Genomic DNA, 19,384 nt, shown 5'->3' on the forward strand with positions numbered 1-19,384 from the left:
CCGTCACGCCGCGCCGTCCGCAGGATGCCACGGCCCGGCCCGGCGGGGTCCCGTTCTGCCGCTTCCCGGCCCGGAACTGTGCACGCCCGCCCGGTATTTGGGGATCCGTACGGTGATCTTCATGCCGGCGCCGACACCCGTCTCGATGACGAGCCCGTACGCGTCCCCGTAGACCTGCCGCATCCGCTCGTCCACGTTGGGCAGCCCGATCCCCGCCGAACCCGGCCGCTCCCCGGCCAGGATCCGCCGCAGCAGCGCCGGCTCCATCCCGACCCCGTTGTCCTCGATGGTCAGCACCGCCTCCGAGCCCGCGTCCCGGGCGGCGATCGTGATCCGGCACTCCGCCGTGGAGTCCTCCAGCCCGTGCTTCACGGCGTTCTCCACCAGCGGCTGCAGGCACAGGAACGGCACCGCCACCGGCAGCACCTCCGGCGCCACCTGCAACGTGACCTTCAGCCGGTCCCCGAACCGGGCCCCGGCCAGGGCCAGGTACTGCTCGATCGACCGCAGTTCCTCCGCCAGCGTCGTGAAGTCCCCGTGCCGCCGGAACGAGTACCGGGTGAAGTCCGCGAACTCCAGCAGCAGCTCCCGGGCCCGCTCCGGATCGGTGCGCACGAAGGAGGCGATCGCGGCGAGGGAGTTGAAGATGAAGTGCGGGGAGATCTGCGCCCGCAGCGCCTTGATCTCCGCCTCCATCAGCCCGGTCCGCGCCCGGTCCAGCTCCGACAGCTCCAGCTGGACGGACACCCAGCGGGCCACCTCCGTCGCGGCCCGCACCAGGACCGCCGACTCCCGCGAACCGTAGGCGACGAGCGCCCCCAGCATCCCGTCCTCACCGGTGAGCGGGGCGAACACCGCCCACTTCAGGGGGCATCCGACCCGCTGGCAGTCCGTCCGCACGCTCTGGCTGCGCCCCGACTCCAGCACCTGCGCGACCCGCGCCATCGCCCGCCGCTGGTGGTGGTCGGCGCCCGGGCCGTCCCAGGCCAGCACCGTCTCCCGGTCCGTCAGGCACAGGGCCTCCGTGCCGAGCAGGGAACGCAGCCTCCGGGCCGCCTTGCGGGCGGCGTCCTCGGTGAGCCCGGCCCGCAGCGGGGGAGCGGCCAGCGAGGCGGTGTGCAGGGTGTGGAAGGTGGCCCGCTCGACGGGGGTACCCAGGTCCAGCCCGGCGGCCCGTTCCCCGCGCACCGCGTGCCACCGGCCGGCGGCCCACCCCAGACCCAGCAGCAGCGCCGCACCCGTCACGGCCAGCACCGCGAGCGCCGCCCCGGTCACCGCGGGGCCCCCGCCCGGTCCCCGGCCACGGCTTCGGGCAGGTGCAGCCGGGCCAGCGCCGCCGCCGTACCGGCCGGGATCCGCGACCGCGTGGCCAGCGACACCAGCACCATCGTCAGGAAGCCCAGCGGCACCGACCACACCGCCGGCCAGGCCAGCAGGGCGTGCGCCCAGCCGGACGGCGCCAGCCCGGCCCGCGTCGCCAGCACGGCGCCCAGCGCGGCCCCGCCACCGGTGAGCAGCCCGGCGACCGCACCCGGCGGGGTCAGCCCGCGCCACCAGATCCCCAGCACCAGCAGCGGGCAGAAGGAGGACGCCGACACGGCGAAGGCCAGCCCGACCGCGTCCGCGACCGGCACCTGGGTGGCCGCCACCGAGCCCGCCAGCGGCACCGCCATCGCCAGCACCACGGCCCAGCGGAACGTCCCCACCCCGCGCCACGGCAGCACGTCCTGGTGCAGTACCCCGGCCACGGCCACGGTCAGTCCCGAGGCCGTCGACAGGAACGCGGCGAACGCGCCCCCGGCCAGCAGCGCCCCCAGCAGCTCGCCGAGCAGCCCGCCCAGCATCCGTTCGGGCAGCACGAGCACCGCCGCGTCCGCGTCGCCGGTCAGGGCCAGTTCGGGCGCGTAGATCCGGCCGAGGGCCCCGTACACCTGCGGCAGCAGGTAGAACACCCCGAGCAGACCGAGCACGACCAGGGTGGTGCGCCGGGCGGCCCGCCCGTCGGGGCTGGTGTAGAAGCGCACCGCGACGTGCGGCAGGCCCATGGTGCCGAGGAACGTGGCGAGGATCAGCCCGTACGTGGCGTACAGCCGGTGCACGCGCCGCTCCCCGGACAGCGGCGCCGACCAGCTGGGCTCCGTACCGGCGGCCGTTCCCGCGCGGGCGCCCGGCACCACGCTGTCCGGGGCGAACTCCAGGCGGGTGCGGGCCTCGGCGGTGTGGACGCCGGCCGGCAGGGTCACCGGGGCGCCGGTGTACGGGGTCCCGTCGACCCGGCCCGTCACCGTCACCGTCAGCGGCGCGTCCAGCGACAGCCGGACGTCCTCGGCGAGCGTGACGGAGGTGTGCTCGCGGAACACCGCCGGGGCGTCGAAGGAGGCGCGCGGCGCGCCGTCCCCCGCCCAGGCGGCGATCAGGAAGAAGGCGGGCACCAGCAGGGCGGTGAGCTTGAGCCAGTACTGGAAGGCCTGGACGAAGGTGATGCTGCGCATGCCGCCCGCCGCGACGGCCGCCGTGACGACGAAGGCGACGACGACCCCGCCCGCCCAGTGCGGGGCCCCGGTGAGGATCTCCAGGGTCAGGCCCGCGCCCTGCAACTGCGGGAGCAGGTAGAGCCAGCCGACGCCGAGCACGAACAGCACGGCGATCCGGCGCACCGCCCGCGACTGGAGCCGGGCCTCGGCGAAGTCGGGCAGCGTGTAGGCCCCCGACCGCCGCAGCGGGGCCGCGACCAGCACCAGCAGCACCAGGTAGCCGGCGGTGTACCCGACGGGATACCAGAGCATCTCCGGCCCCTGGAGCAGCACCAGTCCCGCGACGCCGAGGAAGGAGGCGGCGGAGAGGTACTCGCCGCTGATGGCCGCCGCGTTCAGGCGGGGCCCGACGGTGCGCGAGGCGACGTAGAAGTCGGAGGTGGTCCGCGATATCCGCAGGCCCAGCGCCCCGACGAGGACCGTGACCAGGACGACTACGGTGACCGCGGTCAGCGCGTACGTCTGGTTCACCGGTGTTCCTTCGACGGGGGAGGGGGTGACCGGAGTCTATGCACCGCCCCGCGCCGGGGAACAGGCACGATCCGGCACGATCCGCCGGCTGTCAGAGGGCCGGGTCGCGGTGTTCCGCGCAGTCCCGGAGGGCGATCTCCAGTTCCACGTACGACTCCTCGGCACGCCGGAACGCGAGCGTCAGGGCCGCCTCCGCGCGGGGCGGCAGCTGCTGCCGGGTGCCCTCGCGGGCCTCGTAGAGCACGTCGGCCCAGCGGGCGGCCGCACTGCGCAGCCGCGCCAGCAGGGCCTCGGCCTCGGCGGGCCCGGCGGCCCGGGTCCGGGGCAGTCCGGTCAGCGCGTCGAGCAGCGCCTCGATCTCGGACATCTGGCTCCTCCCGGGCAGGAAGATCCACGATACGCGCGCCCCGCGACGCGGCCGCCGGTCCGGACGGCCGCTGCGGCCGACGGCCCCGGCGGATCGCCGTACGCCCGCCCCGGCGCGACGAACGGCGCCCTCGCACGCCGGACGGTCGTACGGTCGGGCGCCGGGGCGGGCGGCGTCGCCGGGCCGTCGGGGCGGCAAGGGACGGCAGGGGGCGGCGGTCAGCCCGTTGCCTGGCGCATCAGGAGGTCCCGCAGTTCGCGCGCGTGGCGCCGGCTGACCTGGAGCTCCGCCGAGCCCACCCGGACGCTCGTCGTGCCGGAGTCCAGGCGCAGTTCGTCGATGCGGCCCAGCGCCACCAGGTGCCGCCGGTGGATCCGTACGAATCCCCGGGCCGCCCAGCGTTCCTCCAGCGTGGAGAGCGGGATCCGCACCAGGTGGCTGCCGTCGTCGGTGTGCAGCCGGGCGTAGTCCCCCTGCGCCTCGACGTAGGCGATGTCCGCGATCGCCACGAACCGTGTGACCCCGCCCAGTTCGACGGCGATCTGGTCCGGGGCGCGTTCGGCGACGCCCGCCTCCGCGGCCGGCCGGCGCGGCGCCGGGGGCGCCGACGGGCCGGCGGGGACGGCGGCCGGGGAGGGCGGCGGGACGGCGGGCACGGCGCCCGTCCCGGGCTCCGGTGCCGGCGCGGGACGGCCGAGCTGGGCGCGGGCCCGGCGGACGGCCTCGGCGAGCCGCTCCGGCCGTACCGGCTTGAGCACGTAGTCCACGGCCTTGAGGTCGAAGGCCTGCACGGCGAACCCCTCGTGGGCGGTGACGAACACGATCAGCGGCGGCCGGGCGAACCCGGACAGCAGCCGGGCGATGTCCAGCCCGGTCAGCCCGGCCATCTGGATGTCGAGGAACACCACGTCGATGCCGTCGGGGCCGTCCGGGCCGCTCTCCAGCGCCCGTGTGATCCGGCGCAGCGCCTCCGTGGCATCCGAGGCGCCCTCCGCGCTGCTCACCCGGGGGTCCGAGCGCAGCAGGTACAGGAGCTCTTCCAGGAGGGGCTTCTCGTCGTCGACGGCCAGGGCGCGCAGCATGGGCCGAGTGTAGGCAACGGCCGCGCCCCCGCAAACGGTGCGCGGCCCCTGCCCAGGGGGGATGTGGGCAGGGGCCGCGCGGTCCGGGGCGGGTTACTTCACGGTGATGAGCTTGCCTTCGGGGGAGACCGCGTACCAGGTGCCGCCGACGCCCTGGCCGTTGGTGTCGCCGGGCTTCTTGTCACCGGTGAAGGTGTAGACGGGCCAGCAGTCGACCGTCTGCTGCTTCTTGCCGTCGGGGCGGTCGAGGACCAGGTAGTTCTTCTCGACGATGCCCTTGGCGTTGGCCTTGTCGACCGGCGCGACGACCGGCCACTTGGCCACGCAGTCGCCCTCGCACTTGGAGACCATCGGCCAGGCGGTGTCCGGCTTGAAGCGGTAGACCGTCATGCCCTTGCCGTCGACGATGTGCTCCCCGAGCTTGGGGTCCTTGGCGACGGTGAGGGCCCCCTCCGCGCCCTTGGCGCCCTCCGCGCCTTCCGAGCCGGCCGGGGCGGGCGCGGCGGCCGCCTTCGCGGCCTTCTTGCCGTCAGGGGCCAGGGCGAACCAGGTGCCGCCGACTCCCTGCCCGTTCAGGTCGCCCGGCTTGGTGTCCTTGGCGAAGCGGTACGCGGGCCAGCCGCCCACCGTCAGCTGCTTGCTGCCGTCCTTGCGGACCACCTCGCCCAGCACGGCCGGGTCCATGCCCGCGGCGGCCGTCACGTCGCCCGCGGCGACCACCGGCCAGGTCTTGGCGCAGTCGCCCTCGCAGTTCGAGGCCGGGGGCTTGGCGGTGTCCTTGTCGAACCGGTAGAGGGTGAGTCCGGCGCTGTCGGTGAGGACCGGGCCGAGCTGCTCGGTGCCGGCGACGGTCAGCTGCCCGGCGGGCTTAGCGGCGCCGTCCGCGGCGCCCGCGCCGTACTCGGAGGGCTTGTCGCTGCCGTAGGCGTCGGAGGCGGGAGCCGGGGCGGCCGCGGCGGCGCCGGCCGGCTTGGTGTTGTCGGCCGCCTTGTCGTCCCCGCCGCAGGCCGTCGCCGTGAGGGCGACGACGATGGCGACCGCAGCCAGGGAACTTCCGCGCTTGATACCCATGTTGATCTCTCCCACGTGTGGTGTCTGCCGTGTCCGTCGCCGGACCGCGGCAACTTGCGCAGAACACGGGGCGGGGAGAGCGATCCGTTCAGCGGGATCGCTATGACCTGTTTCACTCACCCGCCGTCGAACCCGGACCGGCGCAGGGCCGTGGCCACAGCGAGGCCGAGAACCCGGTGTCCGGCGTCGTTGGGGTGCAGACCGTCCGCGAGGTGCTCGGATCCCAGCAGGTCACGGCCCGGCAGCAGGGCCAGGCGGCCGTCCCCGGCGGCGATCCGGTCCCGGGTCGCCCGCTCCATCGCGTCGCGCAGGGCGCCCAGGGTGGCGCCGAGCCGGTTCGGGGTGCGTTCGGCGTCGGGGCGCAGCACGGGGGAGAGGAGCAGCAGGGGGGTCCGCGGGTGGCCCTGGCGGATCAGGTCGAGGAAGGTGCGGGTGGTCTCGTACAGCAGCGCGGCGGAGTAGGGCACGCGGGACCAGCAGTTGGTGCCGAAGGCGAGGGTGAGGACGTCGGCGGGGAGCGCGGAGAGCTGCTCGGCGGTGGCGAGTTCCCCGCGCGCGGCGCCCGCGTAGCCGAGGTTCACCGCGTCCCAGCCCATCGCCCGGCCCGTGACCGACGGCCAGCCGTGGGCGGGCCGGGTGGACCACCAGCCCTCGGTGATGGAGTCGCCGTGGACGACCCAGCGCGGGGCGGCGGGGGCGGGCGCGAGGGCGCCGCCGACGCCGCGCAGCCCCAGGATCAGGGGGGACTGCGCCTCGGGCGGGTGGAGGGTGAAGGGGCCGCCACCGTGCGGCAGTTCGAGGCGTACGACGGATTCCGCGGCGGGTTCGGTGAAGACCTCGGTGAGCAGCCCGTGGCGGTTCCACAGCGCGAAGCCGTGCGCCAGGTCGCGCAGGGCGTCGGTGGGGCCGGGCACCGTCGCCCGGTAGCGGATCTCCACGGCGTGCGCGGAGGCGGTGGTGAACTCCAGACGCACCCCTATGGGGAGGGTGGCCCGCTCGCCCGTGTCCCAGGGCAGCCGCATGGTGTCCGCCGGGTCGGCGCGCACGGGCCGGCCCTTGTCCAGCCAGGCGACCCCGCGCAGGAAGGGCGCGGGGTCCTGCCACGGGCCCTCGGGGCTCGGGCTGTGGCTCGGGCTCGGTTCTCTCACTCGTCGCCTCCGGTCGTCGGGTACGGGATCTTCGTGCCGTCTGCCTGTCTGCCTGTCTGGCTGCCTGCCGTCCGTGCGTCTGTCGTGGGCCCGCCGGGTTCTCCCGTACCCCGGAGGGGACGGTTCCGACCGCCGCCGGGCGCGGCGCTGACACGTGCCCCCGCCGGACCGGCTCCAGGGCGGCACGCTGCGACACATCTGACGAGGTGTCAAGAAATCCCGCCGAAGGCCCCCGCGCAGTGATCGATCATCCGCGCGCAACAAAGGGCCATCCCGGACAGATCCGCGCAACGATCGTTCGCCAATGTGCAAGGATGGTGCATTACGGGCGGTATCACTCAGCTCGTAGGCTCACTCGCTGTACGTGGAGTGGCGTGGACCGCCTGCTCGGCGGTCCCCCATGCCCAGGCGGGCTCCTCTGCCCGCCTGCTCCTGCTCCGGACCGCTGCGGTCGACGCCTGAATCCCCACCCGCAGTGTCAAAGGAGTCCCCTCGTGCTCGAAACCGGCCAGGCGCCACCGCTCACCTCCGAGCCCCGCAAGCCTGCCCATCCTTTGCTGCGCCGCAAGCCGGTCGAGCAGATGGTCGCCGAAGGCGGCCAGGGCGAGGGCGGCTCGCTGCGCCGCTCCCTCACCATGTGGCAGCTGACGATGATCAGCATCGGCGCCACCCTGGGCACCGGCATCTTCGTCGTCCTCGGCACCGCCGCGCCCAAGGCCGGCCCGGCCGTGACGATCTCCTTCGTCATCGCGGGCCTCACCGCGCTCTTCTCCGCCCTGTCCTACGCGGAGCTGGCCGGATCGGTCCCGGTCTCCGGGTCCTCGTACTCGTACGCGTACGCCACCATGGGCGAGCTCATCGCCTGGATCTGCGGCTGGTGCCTGGTCCTGGAGTACGGGGTGTCCGTCGCGGCGGTCGCCGTCGGCTGGGGCGAGTACCTCAACGAGCTCCTCGACGGCACCATAGGGATCACCATCCCCGAAGCGGTCTCGAACCCGGCCGGCGAGGGCGGCTTCATCAACCTCCCCGCGCTGGTCGTCGTCCTCCTCGCCATGGTCTTCCTGATGCGCGGCGCCAAGGAGAGCGCCCGCATCAACACGATCATGGTCGCGGTGAAGATCGTCACGCTGCTGCTCTTCATCGGCATCGGCTTCATGGGCATCAAGGCCGGCAACTACGCCCCCCTCGCCCCCCTCGGCATCGCCGGCATCAGCGCGGGCGCCGCGACCCTGTTCTTCTCGTACATCGGCTTCGACGCCGCCTCCACCGCCGGTGAAGAGGCCAAGAACCCCAAGCGCGACCTGCCCCGCGCGATCATGCTCTCGCTGCTGATCGTCACCGTGCTGTACGTCCTCGTCGCGTTCGTCGCCGTCGGCGCCATGCCGTGGCAGGACTTCAAGGGCACCGAGGCCGCCCTCGCCCAGATCATGACCGACGTCTCCGGCCACACCTTCTGGGGTGTCGTCCTCGCCGCCGGCGCCGTCGTCGCCATCGCGTCCGTCGTCTTCGCCGTGCTCTACGGCCAGACCCGCATCCTCTTCGCCATGTCCCGCGACGGCCTCGTCCCCAAGGTCTTCGCCAAGGTCGACGGGAAGACCGGCGCCCCCCGCGCCAACGTGGTGATCGTCTCCCTCTTCTGCGGAGTCCTCGCCGCCTTCATCCCGCTGGGCAAGCTCGCCGACGCCACCAGCATCGGCACCCTCTTCGCCTTCGGCCTCGTCAACGTCGCCGTCGTCATCCTGCGCCGGACCCGCCCGGACATGCCGCGCACCTTCAAGGTCGCCCTCTTCCCCGTCACCCCGATCCTCGGCCTCCTCGCCTGCGGCTACATGATGTTCAGCCTGGACACCGCAACCTGGATCGTCTTCGGTGGCTGGATGGCCGCGGGCCTCGTGTTCTACTTCCTGTACGGCATCCGCCGCTCCCGACTGGCCACAGCAGAGAAGTGATCCACCCGCAGTGCGACTGAACGATCTCGACGAACGCATCGTGCACGCCCTCGCCGAGGACGCCCGGCGTTCCTACGCGGACATCGGCTCCGAGGTCGGACTCTCCGCCCCCGCCGTCAAACGCCGCGTCGACCGGCTGCGGGCCGAAGGCGCCATCACCGGCTTCACGGTCCGCGTGGACCCCGCCGCGATGGGCTGGGAGACCGAGGGCTTCATCGAGATCTACTGTCGCCACAACACCTCGCCGGACGACATCCGGCGAGGGCTGGAGCGGTACCCCGAGGTGGTGTCCGCGTCGACCGTCACCGGCGACGCGGACGCCCTCGTCCAGGTCTTCGCCTCCGACATGAGGCACTTCGAGCGCGTCCTGGAGCGCATCGCCGGCGAACCCTTCGTGGAACGCACCAAGTCCGTCCTCGTGCTCTCCCCCCTGCTCCGCCGCTTCACCTCCGGCGCACCCGCCTGACCGGGGCGGCGCCCCGGAGGCGGCGGAACCCGCGAAGGGGCCGTCACACGGGCGTGTGAGGATCGGCGGCATGAAGATCCAGATCCCGCTGCCGTCCGATCCGCACGCCTCGGTCGTCTACACCGACTGGGCCCGCGCGTACGATCCCGCCGCCGGAGCGGCCGCCGCCGCGCTGCTCGACGAGGTCCGCGGCGGCATCCACACCGCCCACCACAAGCCCGGCCGGTTCGTCGACGGCCTGGAGCGGCGCGTGCGGAACCTGGACCCCGCCCACCTGCCCTGGTTCTGGGACACCGTCGGCCACAAGCTCATCGGATGGCACCCGCGCTCCGCCGCCCGCGCCTACGCCCTGGCCCGCAAGGCCGAACGCACCCACCGGCTGCCCGTGGACCCCGACTGGCACCGCGCCAACCTCCTGGTCTTCGCCCGCGCCGGAGCCCTGCCCGCCACCGAGCTGAGCGGCCACCAGGCCTGGCTCGCCGGCGCCCTCGACGGCCCCGCCGCCCACGAGGCGTACGTACGCGTCCTCACCGCCTGGGCCGCCTCGCCCGCCGGACTCCCCGCCGACCTGGCCCGCCGCGTCCGCCTCTCCGCGCGCGGAGCCGGACTGGACCCCGCAGAGGAAGCCCGGGTCCTCGGCCTCGTCCTGGGCGCCGCCCGCGGCAAGGACGTCCCCGACCGGCTCCTCGACGCCGCCCGGGACCTGTTCGCCGCCCACCCCCCGGCCGACGAGGTCAACGCCCTGCTCCTCGACCTGTTCCCCGAGACCCGGGGCGACGCCTCCGCATGGCTGCGGCTCCTGCTGGCCTGCGGCGCCGCCGACGCCGCGACCGACGGCCGGATCACCCCGCAGGACGGTCTCGCCGGCTGGTTCGCCGCGTTCACCCGCCGCTACTCCCACCGCCCCGTCGCCGGCGGCGGCGTCACCCGCCAGCCGATGCCCCCCGAACTCTTCGCCCTGCTGGCCCGCCTAGCACCCAGGCTCCGCGCCGCCGCCACCCCGCTGCGCCTCCACGAGGACCGCTACCGGTGGCCCGGCCTGGACGCCGACCTGCTGGACGCCTGCCTCGCCGAAGGCCTCCCCGTCGAGGACCCCGGCGTCGCCGTCGCCCTGGAGTTCCACCACGGGCAGGGCGGGCAGCGCCGCGACCTCAAGGCCCTCGCCGCCGACCCGCGTTTCGGACCCCGGCTGGAAGGCACCGTCCACGCCGGGCTGCGCACCGCCGGCACGGCCATCACCCGCCTCCCCGCGAACCCCGGCATCACCGCCGAGGTCCACGGCCGCGTCGACGGTCTCCTCGCCGCCCTGCGCGGCGGCGGCCTGGCCGCCGCCGACGAAGCCGTGGACGAGCTGGACACCCTCCTGGACCGGCCCACCGCCCGCGCCCTCGACGGCATCGACGAAGCCCTCGCCGCCCTGGACCTGACCGGCCCCCTCGCGCGCGCCCTGCGGGCCGGACTGCCCGAGGAATGGGCCTGGCCCGCCCTGGAGGACGCCGTCGCGGAACTCGGCGGCCCCGACCGGGTCACCGGAGTCACCAGCACCTGGCCCCTCCTGACCGTCTACGGTCCCGGCCGGGCCGTCACCGTCGACCACGCCGGCCCCCGCGCCCGCTGCGCCTTCGACCTCCCCGACGACGCCACCTCGCACACCGTGCACCACGTCGGCGGACAGTTCCTCGTCAGCTGGAGCACCACCCCCAAGGGCAGCTTCGGCGAGCACGCCTTCTGGGCCGACCGCCCCGACGAGGTCTTCGAGCCGGAGCAGAAGCTCGGCCTGCGCCGCTACGGAGGCATGATCCAGGGCGGCCTCGGCTACCAGTTCGCCACCCCCGACGGCGCCGGCCGCCACGACGGCGTACGCGTCCTGCGCCCCGGCGAGCGCGGCGGCATCGGCTCCCACGAGGTCCAGATGAGCGACGGCCACCACTTCTGGAGCGCCGACACCTTCTGCCGCTGGGGCGCCTGGACCCACGTCGACCCCGTCACCGGAGCCCGGACCGCCGACCGCACCCCGCCCGCCTTCCACACCGCGGCCGCCCTCCCGCCCGGCACCGAACTCTTCGGCGACGTCCAGACCCTCGCCGCGCTGCCCCCCGACGCCCCCGCCTCCCCCCTCGGACAGGACGGCCGCCTCGTCGGCTTCCGCGTCCTCAACCGCACCCCCTACCCGGGCCCCTCCCCGAGGGAGTTCCTCCTCGAAGGCGTCGACGGCCGCACCGCCTCCTACCGCAGCCGGCGCCTCGGCCGCAGGCCCTGGGCCGTCGTACGCATGCCGCAGGGCGGGGAGGACGCCGTACTGGCCGGGCAGGAGACCGTCCGCGCCCACGCCGCCGAGGACAACTCGCTGCTCTGGCAGGTCCAGGGCTTCCCCGGCTCCGACCGGCGCCGCACCCCCGGCTTCGGCGACGCCGCCGGACCCGTCCCGCCGCCCGCCTTCTGGCACTTCCTCACCCCGCGCGACGAAGCCTCCTCCAAGACCCTGCGCGCCGTCGAGGACACCGCCGTACGGGCCCTCCTCGACGCCGCCCTCGCCCACGACCCGGCGCCCGCCCTGCCCGGCCCCCTCGAAGCCCGCGTCGCCGAAGGCGTCGCCCGCGCCGCCCGCCTCGCCGCCGACGTCCTGCGCCGCCGCCGCGCGCTGTCCCGCCGCGTCGCCCTGCTGCGGGCCGAGCCCGCCGTCACGCTGCGCACCGAGGCCCCCGACACCGTCCTCGCCCCCGCCCTGTACGGGCTGCTCGCCGAGCACCGCCGCCACCACGTCCCGGTGCCCCAGCCGCAGCCCGCGCTCCTCACCGCCGTCGCCGCGGACGGCCGCCACCTGCGCGGGGAGATCGACGACGAGACCCGCGTCCTCGCCCGGCCCGCCGCCCCCGCCGACTGGGAGGTGCTCGTCGGCGGGATCGGGGCCGCCGCCTGGCGGGCCGCCGTCGCCACCACCCCCGACGGGGAGCGGGAGGCCCTCGCCGCCCTGCTGGAGACCTGGAGCGGCCAGCCCTTCGCCGAAGCCGGCCGTACCTGGCGCACCGGCCGGGCCGGCGCCGGGGCCCTGGCCGCCCACCGCGCCGCCGGGCACGTCCTGGCCTCCGGCACCGTCCGCGAAGGCCTCGCGTGGTTCCTCCAGCCGGCCGCCGACCCCGCGCCGGAAGGCGCCGAAGCCTGCCGGACCCGCACCGTCACCGAGGACGACACCACCCGCCTGCCCCGGCTCCTGGAGCTCCTCGCCACCCGGGGCCCGCTGCCGGTACCGCCCGCCGCGACGGACGCCTTCGCCCGCCTGACCGGCGTCCGCGGCCCCGTCGCGGCCCTGGTCCTCGCCGGCTTCCCCGGCCGCGACCACTACGGCGAACACCTCGCCCTGCTCGGCGGGGCCCCGTACAAGGTCAAGAAGCCGCTCGTCGAGCAGTACGACGAGCTGTGCCGCCGCCTCGGCGACACCGGCCGGCGCGCGGTCCTCGCGGCGGGGCTGCCCGAGGACCCGGCCGAACTGTGGGAACCGGGCGGCACGGAAGCCGCGGCCGGGCGGATGGCCGCGGCCTGGACCGGGCTGCTGGGCGCCGAGGAGCACGCCGACGAGGAGCTCGCCGCCGCCCTCGACGCGGAGCTGGGCCTGGCCGACGGATGGGCCCGCAGCCTCCCCGCCGGCCGCGCCCCCGACGACGAGCCCTTCGGCGAAGCCGGCCTCGTCCTCGTCGGCGACCGCCTCGGCGGCCTCGGCCTGCACCACGCCGGCCCGGACGGCTCCGCCGGGCGGGAGGTCCGCTCCACCGGGCCCGCCCACCGCACGGCCGCCTCCGTGATCGCCTGGGCCCTCACCGAGCGGCCCGTCGGCGACCCGGCCGCCACCGGCGCCCTCGCCCTGTACCGGTCACTGCGCGCCCAGCTCGACGGCCCGGGCGCGCTGATCCCCCTCGGGCAGTTCCAGGACCTGGCCCGGTCGGCCGCGGCCGACCCGCTGTTCACCCCGTACGGGGGCCCGGTGCTGCCCTGCCCCCAGCCGCTCTGGGAGAAGGTCACCGAGGTCTCCACCGCCCTCGACGACGGCCTGTTCGTGGTCGCCGTCTCCTCCGGCGACACCTTCCTGCGACCCGCCGCCCTGGCCGAACCGGCACGCCTGGAGCGGGCGGAACGGCTGGCCGCCGCCGTCGAGCGGCCCTGGCTGCTCACGGGCCTGCACGGGATCCGGACGCTCCTCGACGGCCTCGGCCGGCTCGCCGACCGCGCGGCCGCCACACCCGTGCCCCCGGGCCGGTACGAGAACGACCCGGCCCTCGGCGCCCCCGACCTGGTCGAGGAGGTCTCCCGCGCCCTGCGCGTCGGCGCGGACGCCGCGGCCCTGTACCTCCAGCTGCTGGCCCTCGCCCGGCCCACCGACCGCAACGTCCGCCGCTGGAACGGCTGGACGGCCGCCCGGCACAAGTCGGCCCAGGCGGAGCTGCTGGCGGCCGGAGCGGTCCTGGCCGGCAAACGGGCCCGTGCGGGCCGCACGGTCTTCCCGCCGGGGGAGTGGACGGAGCTCAAGGCCCCGCACCTCCCGCTGGAGAGCGCCAAACTGGCCGACCACCAGGCCTCGGCCTCGCTGAAGACCCTGCACGCGCCCCTCCTGCGGCTGCTGCCGCCGCTGCCCCCGCACGAGCTGTTCGCCCGCGCCTGGGACCGGGCCCGGTCCTCGCGGTAGCTACACCAGTGCGGGGCGGGAGGAGGAGCCGAGCATGGCGCGGCGCTCCTCCTCCGTCAGCCCGCCCCACACCCCGAACGGCTCGCGGGTGCGCAGCGCGTGGTCCAGGCAGGCCGCCCGTACCGGGCAGCCCGCGCAGACCCGCTTCGCGGCCTCGTCCCGTTCGTCGCGCTCCTCCCCCCGCTCGCCCGCGGGGTGGAAGAAGGGGCCGGACCCCAGGCCCCGGCAGGCGGCGCGGGACTGCCAGTCCCAGTGGTGGTGCGCGGATCCGGGCAGCCGGTGGACGTCGGTCATGGCAGTTCCTTTCCGTGGGTTGTCCTCCCGCGTGTGACCGCTGGGAGCCCACTGAAACCCGCCGTCCGCCCCCGTGCCGGGGCGCCGGACCGACCGCGCCGGGGCCGGCCGGGAACACCGAGGACGGGAGCGGGGCGGACAGGTGAACAGCCTCTGACCTGCTGGGTGTTCACCGCCCCGGCCACTCGCCCGCCGCCCGCGCTCCCGTCCCGGCCGACGTTATGCCAGGCCCTCGCGGCACTCAATGAAGGCCGTGTTAAGCCTTCGTTTCCGCACCGGGCGCGGCCGGTGTGCGCAGCCCGATGAAGACCGGCTCGCGGCGCAGGACGAAGCCCATCGACTCGTACAGCCGGACGGCGCCGGTGTTGGCCGCGGCCGCGTGCAGGAAGGGGCTGTCCCCGCGCTCCCGCACGACGGCGGCCACCGCCCGGACCAGCCGCCCCGCCAGCCCCCGGCCCCGGTGCCCCGGGTGCGTGCACACCGCGCTGATCTCCGCCCAGCCGGGCGGCCGCATGCGCTCCCCGGCCATCGCCACGAGCCGGCCCCCGTGCCGGATCCCGAGGTACGTGCCGAGCTCGACGGTCCGCGGCAGGAACGGTCCGGGCTCGGTCAGCCGGACCAGCTCCAGCATCTCCGGGACGTCGGCCGGCCCGAGCCGCACCGCCTCGGGCTCCGGTGCGGCGCGCACCGCCCGCCCGTCGAGCTGCACGCCGGGTATCGACGCCACCGTCTCCCAGCCCGGCGGCGGGGTGGGCAGCCCGGTCAGCCACACGACCTCGCCGGGCCCGGCCAGGGCGGCGAGCGCCGCCCAGGAGCGGGGGTCGTCCGGGTCCGAGAGCGCGGCGAAGGGGTTCGCGTCCGGCAGGTAGCGCGCGGCCAGGGCGCCGCCCCCGCCGGTCGCGCCGGCCGTGCCCGCCGCGCCGCCGGACCGGGCGAACTGGGCGAACGGCCGGTGCGGGCCGGTCAGCGCCGCCCACACCGGATTGTCCAGCGGGGCAGCCGAGTTGTCGGTGGACATCTGGTACCGGAATCCTTCCATCGGGGTTCGAGGCCGGTGCGACCGCCTTCTTGACGGCCCCCGCACGGCGCCACGAGACTGCGGGGGACGGCCGTTGCCGTCAGCGTCCGTCGCGGGCAGGTTATGCCCGGGCCCCGAGGAGCAGGTGACATGCGAGCGGTGGAGACGACCGGCACACCCGGCGCGGGGGCGCGGACCCCGCGGCGCTGGTGGCTGACCCGGCGCCTGCACATCGACCTCCTCCGCGTCTGCAGCTCCTTCGCCGCCCCGCGCGCCTGACCGGACCACCCCGCCCCCCGGCTCCGCCGCACCGTCCCGCAGCCCCGAACGGGGCCGGGGCGCCCACGCGCGCGGCCGGGCCGGGCCCCGGTCCCCCGTGCGGCGGGGGTCCACCCCCGCCACAGACGCCCGCTCCCGGACCGCACCAGGTCCGAGCGGCCCGTCCCGCCCCTGCGGACGGGACCGGTGGCATCCGCTCCCGCCCTCGGCCAGCCCTGCCCGCATCCAGCCCGCCCCGGAGCGGTCCGCTCCGCCCGCCCCCGACCCGCTCTGCCCGGATCCGACCCGCCCCCGACCCGGTCCGCCCCCAGCCAGCCAGCCAGCCAGCCAGCCCGCTCGGAGCGGGCCGGTCCGCCCGCCCCCGACCCGGTTCTGCCCGCCCGGCTCCGCCCCGCGCCCCGGCCGGGCGGGGCCGACGCCGGGCGGGGCCGGAACCGCCCCACCCGGACCCGCCGGCGCCAAGGCCCGCCACGCGGGCGCCTCCCGACCGGACAGCCCCGTCCCGCCCAGACCGGCCCCCGGCCGAGCCCCGCCCGCGCACCCCGGCCGGGGCCCGGCCCGACCCGTCCCGACCCCGCCGGGGGAAGGGACACAGGAGAGTCGTCATGGTTCCGATGCTCATGCCCCGCACCGCCTCCGTGCCCGCCCCGCGCGGACGGATCGGCGCCGGGTTCTCCCCGGCCCCGCACCGCTACCACCTCTACCTGTCCACCGGCTGTCCGCGCTCCCTGCGCGTGGAGACCGCCCTCGCCCTGCTGGGCCTGACCGGCTCGGTCGGCTCCACCCTGCTCGGCCCGCCCGCCACCCACGCCGCCCTGCGCCGGGCCTACGAGGCCGCCGGGCACCACTACGACGGCGCCCTGGCCGTACCCGCCCTGTGCGACACCTGGAGCGGCCGCGTCGTCAGCAACCACGCCCCCGACATCCTCGACGACCTCGCCGTCCGCCTCGCCGGCCGCCCCGACCTGAGCCCGCCGCTCCCCGCCCGCCCCGCCGGGGCCGTGCGGGCCCTGCTCGACGAGGCCGCGCCGCAGACCGCCCGCGCCGCCGCCCTGGACCTCCTGGAGCACTGGCTGGCCGTACGGCCGTACGCTCTGGGGGACCGGCCGACCCTCGCCGACGTGGACCTGTGGGTCGCCCTCCTCGACCCCGCCGTCCTGCCCGGCGCGGGCCCGCGGACCCGGGCGTACGTACGGCGCCTGCGCGCCCACCCGGCCTTCGGCACGGCCGCCTGACGCCGCCCGGCCAAAGGGCCCGGAACCCGGGCGGGGGCCGCACGACGCGTCGTAGGACACACCGCGCAACGAATCACCGCACAAGCCGCCGAACGCGCAACGAATCGATGCGGCCAGCGCAACGCTCACGGCTTGTCGCGGTCGAACGTCCGAACGTACCGTTTTACGACCCCCTCCCCACCTGCCACAGAGGTACGCCCATGCCCCCGCTGCGCACCGCCCTCCTCCAGAGCTCCGGACGGCTCGGCGACACCGCCGAGAACCTCAAGCAGCTCGACGAGGCCGCGGCGCGCGCCGCACAGGGCGGGGCCGGGCTCCTCGTGACCTCGGAGATGTTCCTGACCGGCTACGCGCTGGACCTCCAGGACGTCCCCGGCCTCGCCGAAGCCGCCGACGGCCCGTCCGCCGTCGCCATCGGCGAGATCGCCCGCCGCCACGGGACCGCCGTCCTGTACGGCTACCCGGAGCGGGCGGCGGACGGGGCGGTCTACAACGCGGCGCAGCTCATCGGCCCCGACGGGACCGCACTCGCGAACTACCGCAAGACCCACCTCTTCGGCTCCTTCGAGCAGGCCGCCTTCACCCCCGGCGACGCCCCCGTCGTCCAGGCGGACCTGAACGGCCTCCGCGTCGGCATCATGATCTGCTACGACGTGGAGTTCCCCGAGAACGTCCGGGCGCACGCGCTCGCCGGAACCGACCTCCTCCTGGTTCCGACCGCGCAGATGCACCCGTTCCAGTTCGTCGCCGAACAGCTGGTCCCCGTCAGGGCCTTCGAGAACCAGATGTACATCGCGTACGTCAACCGCACCGGCCCCGAAGGCGAGTTCGAGTTCGTCGGACTCAGCTGCCTGGCGAGCCCAGACGGGGTCACCCGGACCCGGGCCGGCCGCGGCGAGGAGCTGGTGTTCGGCGAGGCCGACCCCGAGCTGCTGACCGCCTCGCGCGAGACCAACCCGTACCTGCGCGACCGCCGCCCGGGGCTCTACGCCTCCCTCGTCTGAGACCCACTTCCCCCCGCCCCGCCTGCCCCGCCCGCAAGGAGACGTACCCCCATGACGTCCACGGTGCCCACCACCGCCGTCCCGCACAGCGACGGACAGCCCCCGATCACCATGTTCGGGCCGGACTTCCCGTACGCCTACGACGACTTCCTCGCCCACCCCGCGGGCCTGGGCCAGATACCGGCGACCGAGCACGGCACCGAGGTCGCGGTCATCGGCGGCGGACTGTCCGGCATCATCTCCGCCTACGAGCTGATGAAGATGGGCCTCAAGCCCGTCGTCTACGAAGCCGACCAGATCGGCGGCCGCCTGCGCACCGTCGGCTTCGAGGGCGCCGGCACCGAGGAACTGACCGCGGAGATGGGCGCCATGCGCTTCCCGCCGTCCTCCACGGCCCTCCAGCACTACATCGACCTCGTCGGCCTCGTCACCGAGCCGTTCCCGAACCCGCTCGCCGAGGCCACCCCCTCGACGGTCGTCGACCTCAAGGGCGAGACCCACTACGCCGAGACCATCGCCGACCTCCCGCAGGTCTACCGCGACGTGTCCGCCGCGTGGAACGCCTGCCTCGACGAGGGCGCCGACTTCTCCGACATGAACACCGCGATGCGCGAGCGGGACGTCCCGCGCATCCGCGAGATCTGGGCGAAGCTCGTCGAGAAGCTCGACGACGAGACCTTCTACGGGTTCCTCTGCAAGTCCGAGGCCTTCCAGTCCTTCCGCAAGCGCGAGATCTTCGGCCAGGTCGGTTTCGGCACCGGCGGCTGGGACACCGACTTCCCGAACTCCATCCTGGAGATCCTCCGCGTCGTCTACACCGAGGCCGACGACCACCACCGCGGCATCGTCGGCGGCTCGCAGCAGCTGCCGCTGCGCCTGTGGGAGCGCGAGCCCGAGAAGATCGTCCACTGGGCCCAGGGCACCTCCCTGTCCACCCTGCACGACGGCACCCCGCGCCCCGCCGTCACCCGCCTGCACCGCACCGCGGGCAACCGCATCACGGTCACGGACGCCTCCGGCGACATCCGCACGTACCGCGCCGCGATCTTCACCGCCCAGTCCTGGATGCTGCTGTCCAAGATCGCCTGTGACGACACGCTGTTCCCGATCGACCACTGGACGGCGATCGAGCGCACCCACTACATGGAGTCCAGCAAGCTCTTCGTCCCCGTCGACCGCCCCTTCTGGCTCGACAAGGACGAGGAGACGGGCCGCGACGTCATGTCGATGACCCTCACGGACCGCATGACCCGCGGCACCTACCTGCTGGACAACGGCCTGGACAAGCCGGCCGTCATCTGCCTCTCGTACACCTGGTGCGACGACAGCCTGAAGTGGCTGCCGCTGTCCGCGAACGAGCGGATGGAGGTCATGCTGAAGTCCCTCGGCGAGATCTACCCCAAGGTCGACATCCGCCGCCACGTCATCGGCAACCCCGTCACCGTGTCCTGGGAGAACGAGCCCTACTTCATGGGCGCGTTCAAGGCCAACCTCCCGGGCCACTACCGCTACCAGCGGCGCCTGTTCACCCACTTCATGCAGGACCGCCTCCCCGAGGACAAGCGCGGCATCTTCCTCGCGGGCGACGACATCTCCTGGACGGCCGGCTGGGCCGAGGGCGCCGTCCAGACCGCCCTCAACGCCGTCTGGGGCGTCATGCACCACCTCGGCGGCTCCACCGACGCCACCAACCCGGGCCCGGGCGACGTCTACGACGACATCGCCCCGGTCGAGCTCCCCGAGGACTGACCGTCCCCGGAGCCCCCACGACAACGGGCCGCCCCCGCG

General features: G+C 75.2%; 15 protein-coding genes. 7 read left to right on the forward strand and 8 right to left on the reverse strand.

Annotation, left to right across the window (positions count from 1 at the left end; translation table 11 throughout):
• Positions 1 to 3: 3 nt before the first annotated feature.
• The 6 genes from ABZZ17_RS17275 to ABZZ17_RS17300 form a co-directional block, all read right to left on the reverse strand.
• Positions 4 to 1,275, reverse strand: a complete 1,272-nt coding sequence (locus ABZZ17_RS17275) for a histidine kinase (protein WP_356876773.1) — start codon at positions 1,273 to 1,275, stop codon at positions 4 to 6.
• Positions 1,272 to 3,005, reverse strand: coding sequence for a cation acetate symporter (locus tag ABZZ17_RS17280; RefSeq protein WP_356876775.1), 1,734 nt, complete (start codon positions 3,003 to 3,005; stop codon positions 1,272 to 1,274). Before ABZZ17_RS17280 ends, ABZZ17_RS17275 begins: the two co-directional genes overlap by 4 nt.
• A 91-nt stretch (positions 3,006 to 3,096) precedes the next feature.
• On the reverse strand, positions 3,097 to 3,372 hold the full coding sequence (locus ABZZ17_RS17285; RefSeq protein ID WP_356876777.1) for a hypothetical protein: 276 nt from the start codon (positions 3,370 to 3,372) through the stop codon (positions 3,097 to 3,099).
• Between the two features lie 218 nt (positions 3,373 to 3,590).
• The gene (locus ABZZ17_RS17290) at positions 3,591 to 4,454 is read right to left on the reverse strand and encodes a LytTR family DNA-binding domain-containing protein (protein ID WP_356876779.1); all 864 of its coding nucleotides are present in this window, start codon (positions 4,452 to 4,454) and stop codon (positions 3,591 to 3,593) included.
• Between the two features lie 93 nt (positions 4,455 to 4,547).
• The gene (locus ABZZ17_RS17295; RefSeq protein ID WP_356876781.1) at positions 4,548 to 5,525 is read right to left on the reverse strand and encodes an SCO0930 family lipoprotein; all 978 of its coding nucleotides are present in this window, start codon (positions 5,523 to 5,525) and stop codon (positions 4,548 to 4,550) included.
• A 116-nt stretch (positions 5,526 to 5,641) separates the two neighbouring features.
• A complete protein-coding gene (locus ABZZ17_RS17300) occupies positions 5,642 to 6,673 on the reverse strand; it encodes a GDSL-type esterase/lipase family protein (RefSeq protein ID WP_356876783.1) in 1,032 nt (343 codons plus the stop codon).
• Positions 6,674 to 7,167: 494 nt separating this feature from the next.
• Here ABZZ17_RS17300 and ABZZ17_RS17305 point away from each other — a divergent pair, with 494 nt between their 5' ends.
• From ABZZ17_RS17305 to ABZZ17_RS17315, 3 genes are all read left to right on the forward strand, one after another.
• Positions 7,168 to 8,622 (forward strand): amino acid permease, encoded by a 1,455-nt coding sequence (locus ABZZ17_RS17305; protein ID WP_356876785.1) that lies wholly within the window; start codon positions 7,168 to 7,170, stop codon positions 8,620 to 8,622.
• A 10-nt stretch (positions 8,623 to 8,632) separates the two neighbouring features.
• Positions 8,633 to 9,088, forward strand: coding sequence for an Lrp/AsnC family transcriptional regulator (locus ABZZ17_RS17310; RefSeq protein ID WP_007262967.1), 456 nt, complete (start codon positions 8,633 to 8,635; stop codon positions 9,086 to 9,088).
• A 70-nt stretch (positions 9,089 to 9,158) separates the two neighbouring features.
• Complete coding sequence (locus ABZZ17_RS17315; RefSeq protein ID WP_356876787.1) at positions 9,159 to 13,766, forward strand: hypothetical protein; 4,608 nt, start codon at positions 9,159 to 9,161, stop codon at positions 13,764 to 13,766.
• Here ABZZ17_RS17315 and ABZZ17_RS17320 read toward each other — a convergent pair whose 3' ends face one another.
• Together ABZZ17_RS17320 and ABZZ17_RS17325 are read right to left on the reverse strand one after the other, a co-directional pair.
• Positions 13,767 to 14,060: a WhiB family transcriptional regulator gene (locus tag ABZZ17_RS17320; RefSeq protein WP_356876789.1), complete on the reverse strand. Its 294-nt coding sequence runs from the start codon at positions 14,058 to 14,060 to the stop codon at positions 13,767 to 13,769.
• A gap of 256 nt (positions 14,061 to 14,316) precedes the next feature.
• The gene (locus ABZZ17_RS17325; RefSeq protein ID WP_356876791.1) at positions 14,317 to 15,078 is read right to left on the reverse strand and encodes a GNAT family N-acetyltransferase; all 762 of its coding nucleotides are present in this window, start codon (positions 15,076 to 15,078) and stop codon (positions 14,317 to 14,319) included.
• 150 nt (positions 15,079 to 15,228) lie between these two features.
• Here ABZZ17_RS17325 and ABZZ17_RS17330 point away from each other — a divergent pair, with 150 nt between their 5' ends.
• The 4 genes from ABZZ17_RS17330 to ABZZ17_RS17345 all read left to right on the forward strand — a co-directional run bounded on the left by ABZZ17_RS17330 (position 15,229) and on the right by ABZZ17_RS17345 (position 19,345).
• Positions 15,229 to 15,357, forward strand: coding sequence for a hypothetical protein (locus tag ABZZ17_RS17330; RefSeq protein ID WP_356876793.1), 129 nt, complete (start codon positions 15,229 to 15,231; stop codon positions 15,355 to 15,357).
• A gap of 605 nt (positions 15,358 to 15,962) precedes the next feature.
• Positions 15,963 to 16,592 (forward strand): glutathione S-transferase family protein, encoded by a 630-nt coding sequence (locus ABZZ17_RS17335; RefSeq protein ID WP_356876795.1) that lies wholly within the window; start codon positions 15,963 to 15,965, stop codon positions 16,590 to 16,592.
• 200 nt (positions 16,593 to 16,792) lie between these two features.
• Positions 16,793 to 17,596 carry a carbon-nitrogen hydrolase family protein gene (locus tag ABZZ17_RS17340; protein WP_356876797.1) on the forward strand — a complete coding sequence of 268 codons (804 nt, stop codon included), beginning with the start codon at positions 16,793 to 16,795 and terminating at the stop codon, positions 17,594 to 17,596.
• A gap of 51 nt (positions 17,597 to 17,647) precedes the next feature.
• A complete protein-coding gene (locus ABZZ17_RS17345) occupies positions 17,648 to 19,345 on the forward strand; it encodes an NAD(P)/FAD-dependent oxidoreductase (RefSeq protein WP_356876799.1) in 1,698 nt (565 codons plus the stop codon).
• Positions 19,346 to 19,384: the final 39 nt, after the last annotated feature.

This window comes from Streptomyces sp. NPDC006512 (assembly GCF_040611935.1).
In the GTDB taxonomy this organism is placed as follows: domain Bacteria; phylum Actinomycetota; class Actinomycetes; order Streptomycetales; family Streptomycetaceae; genus Streptomyces.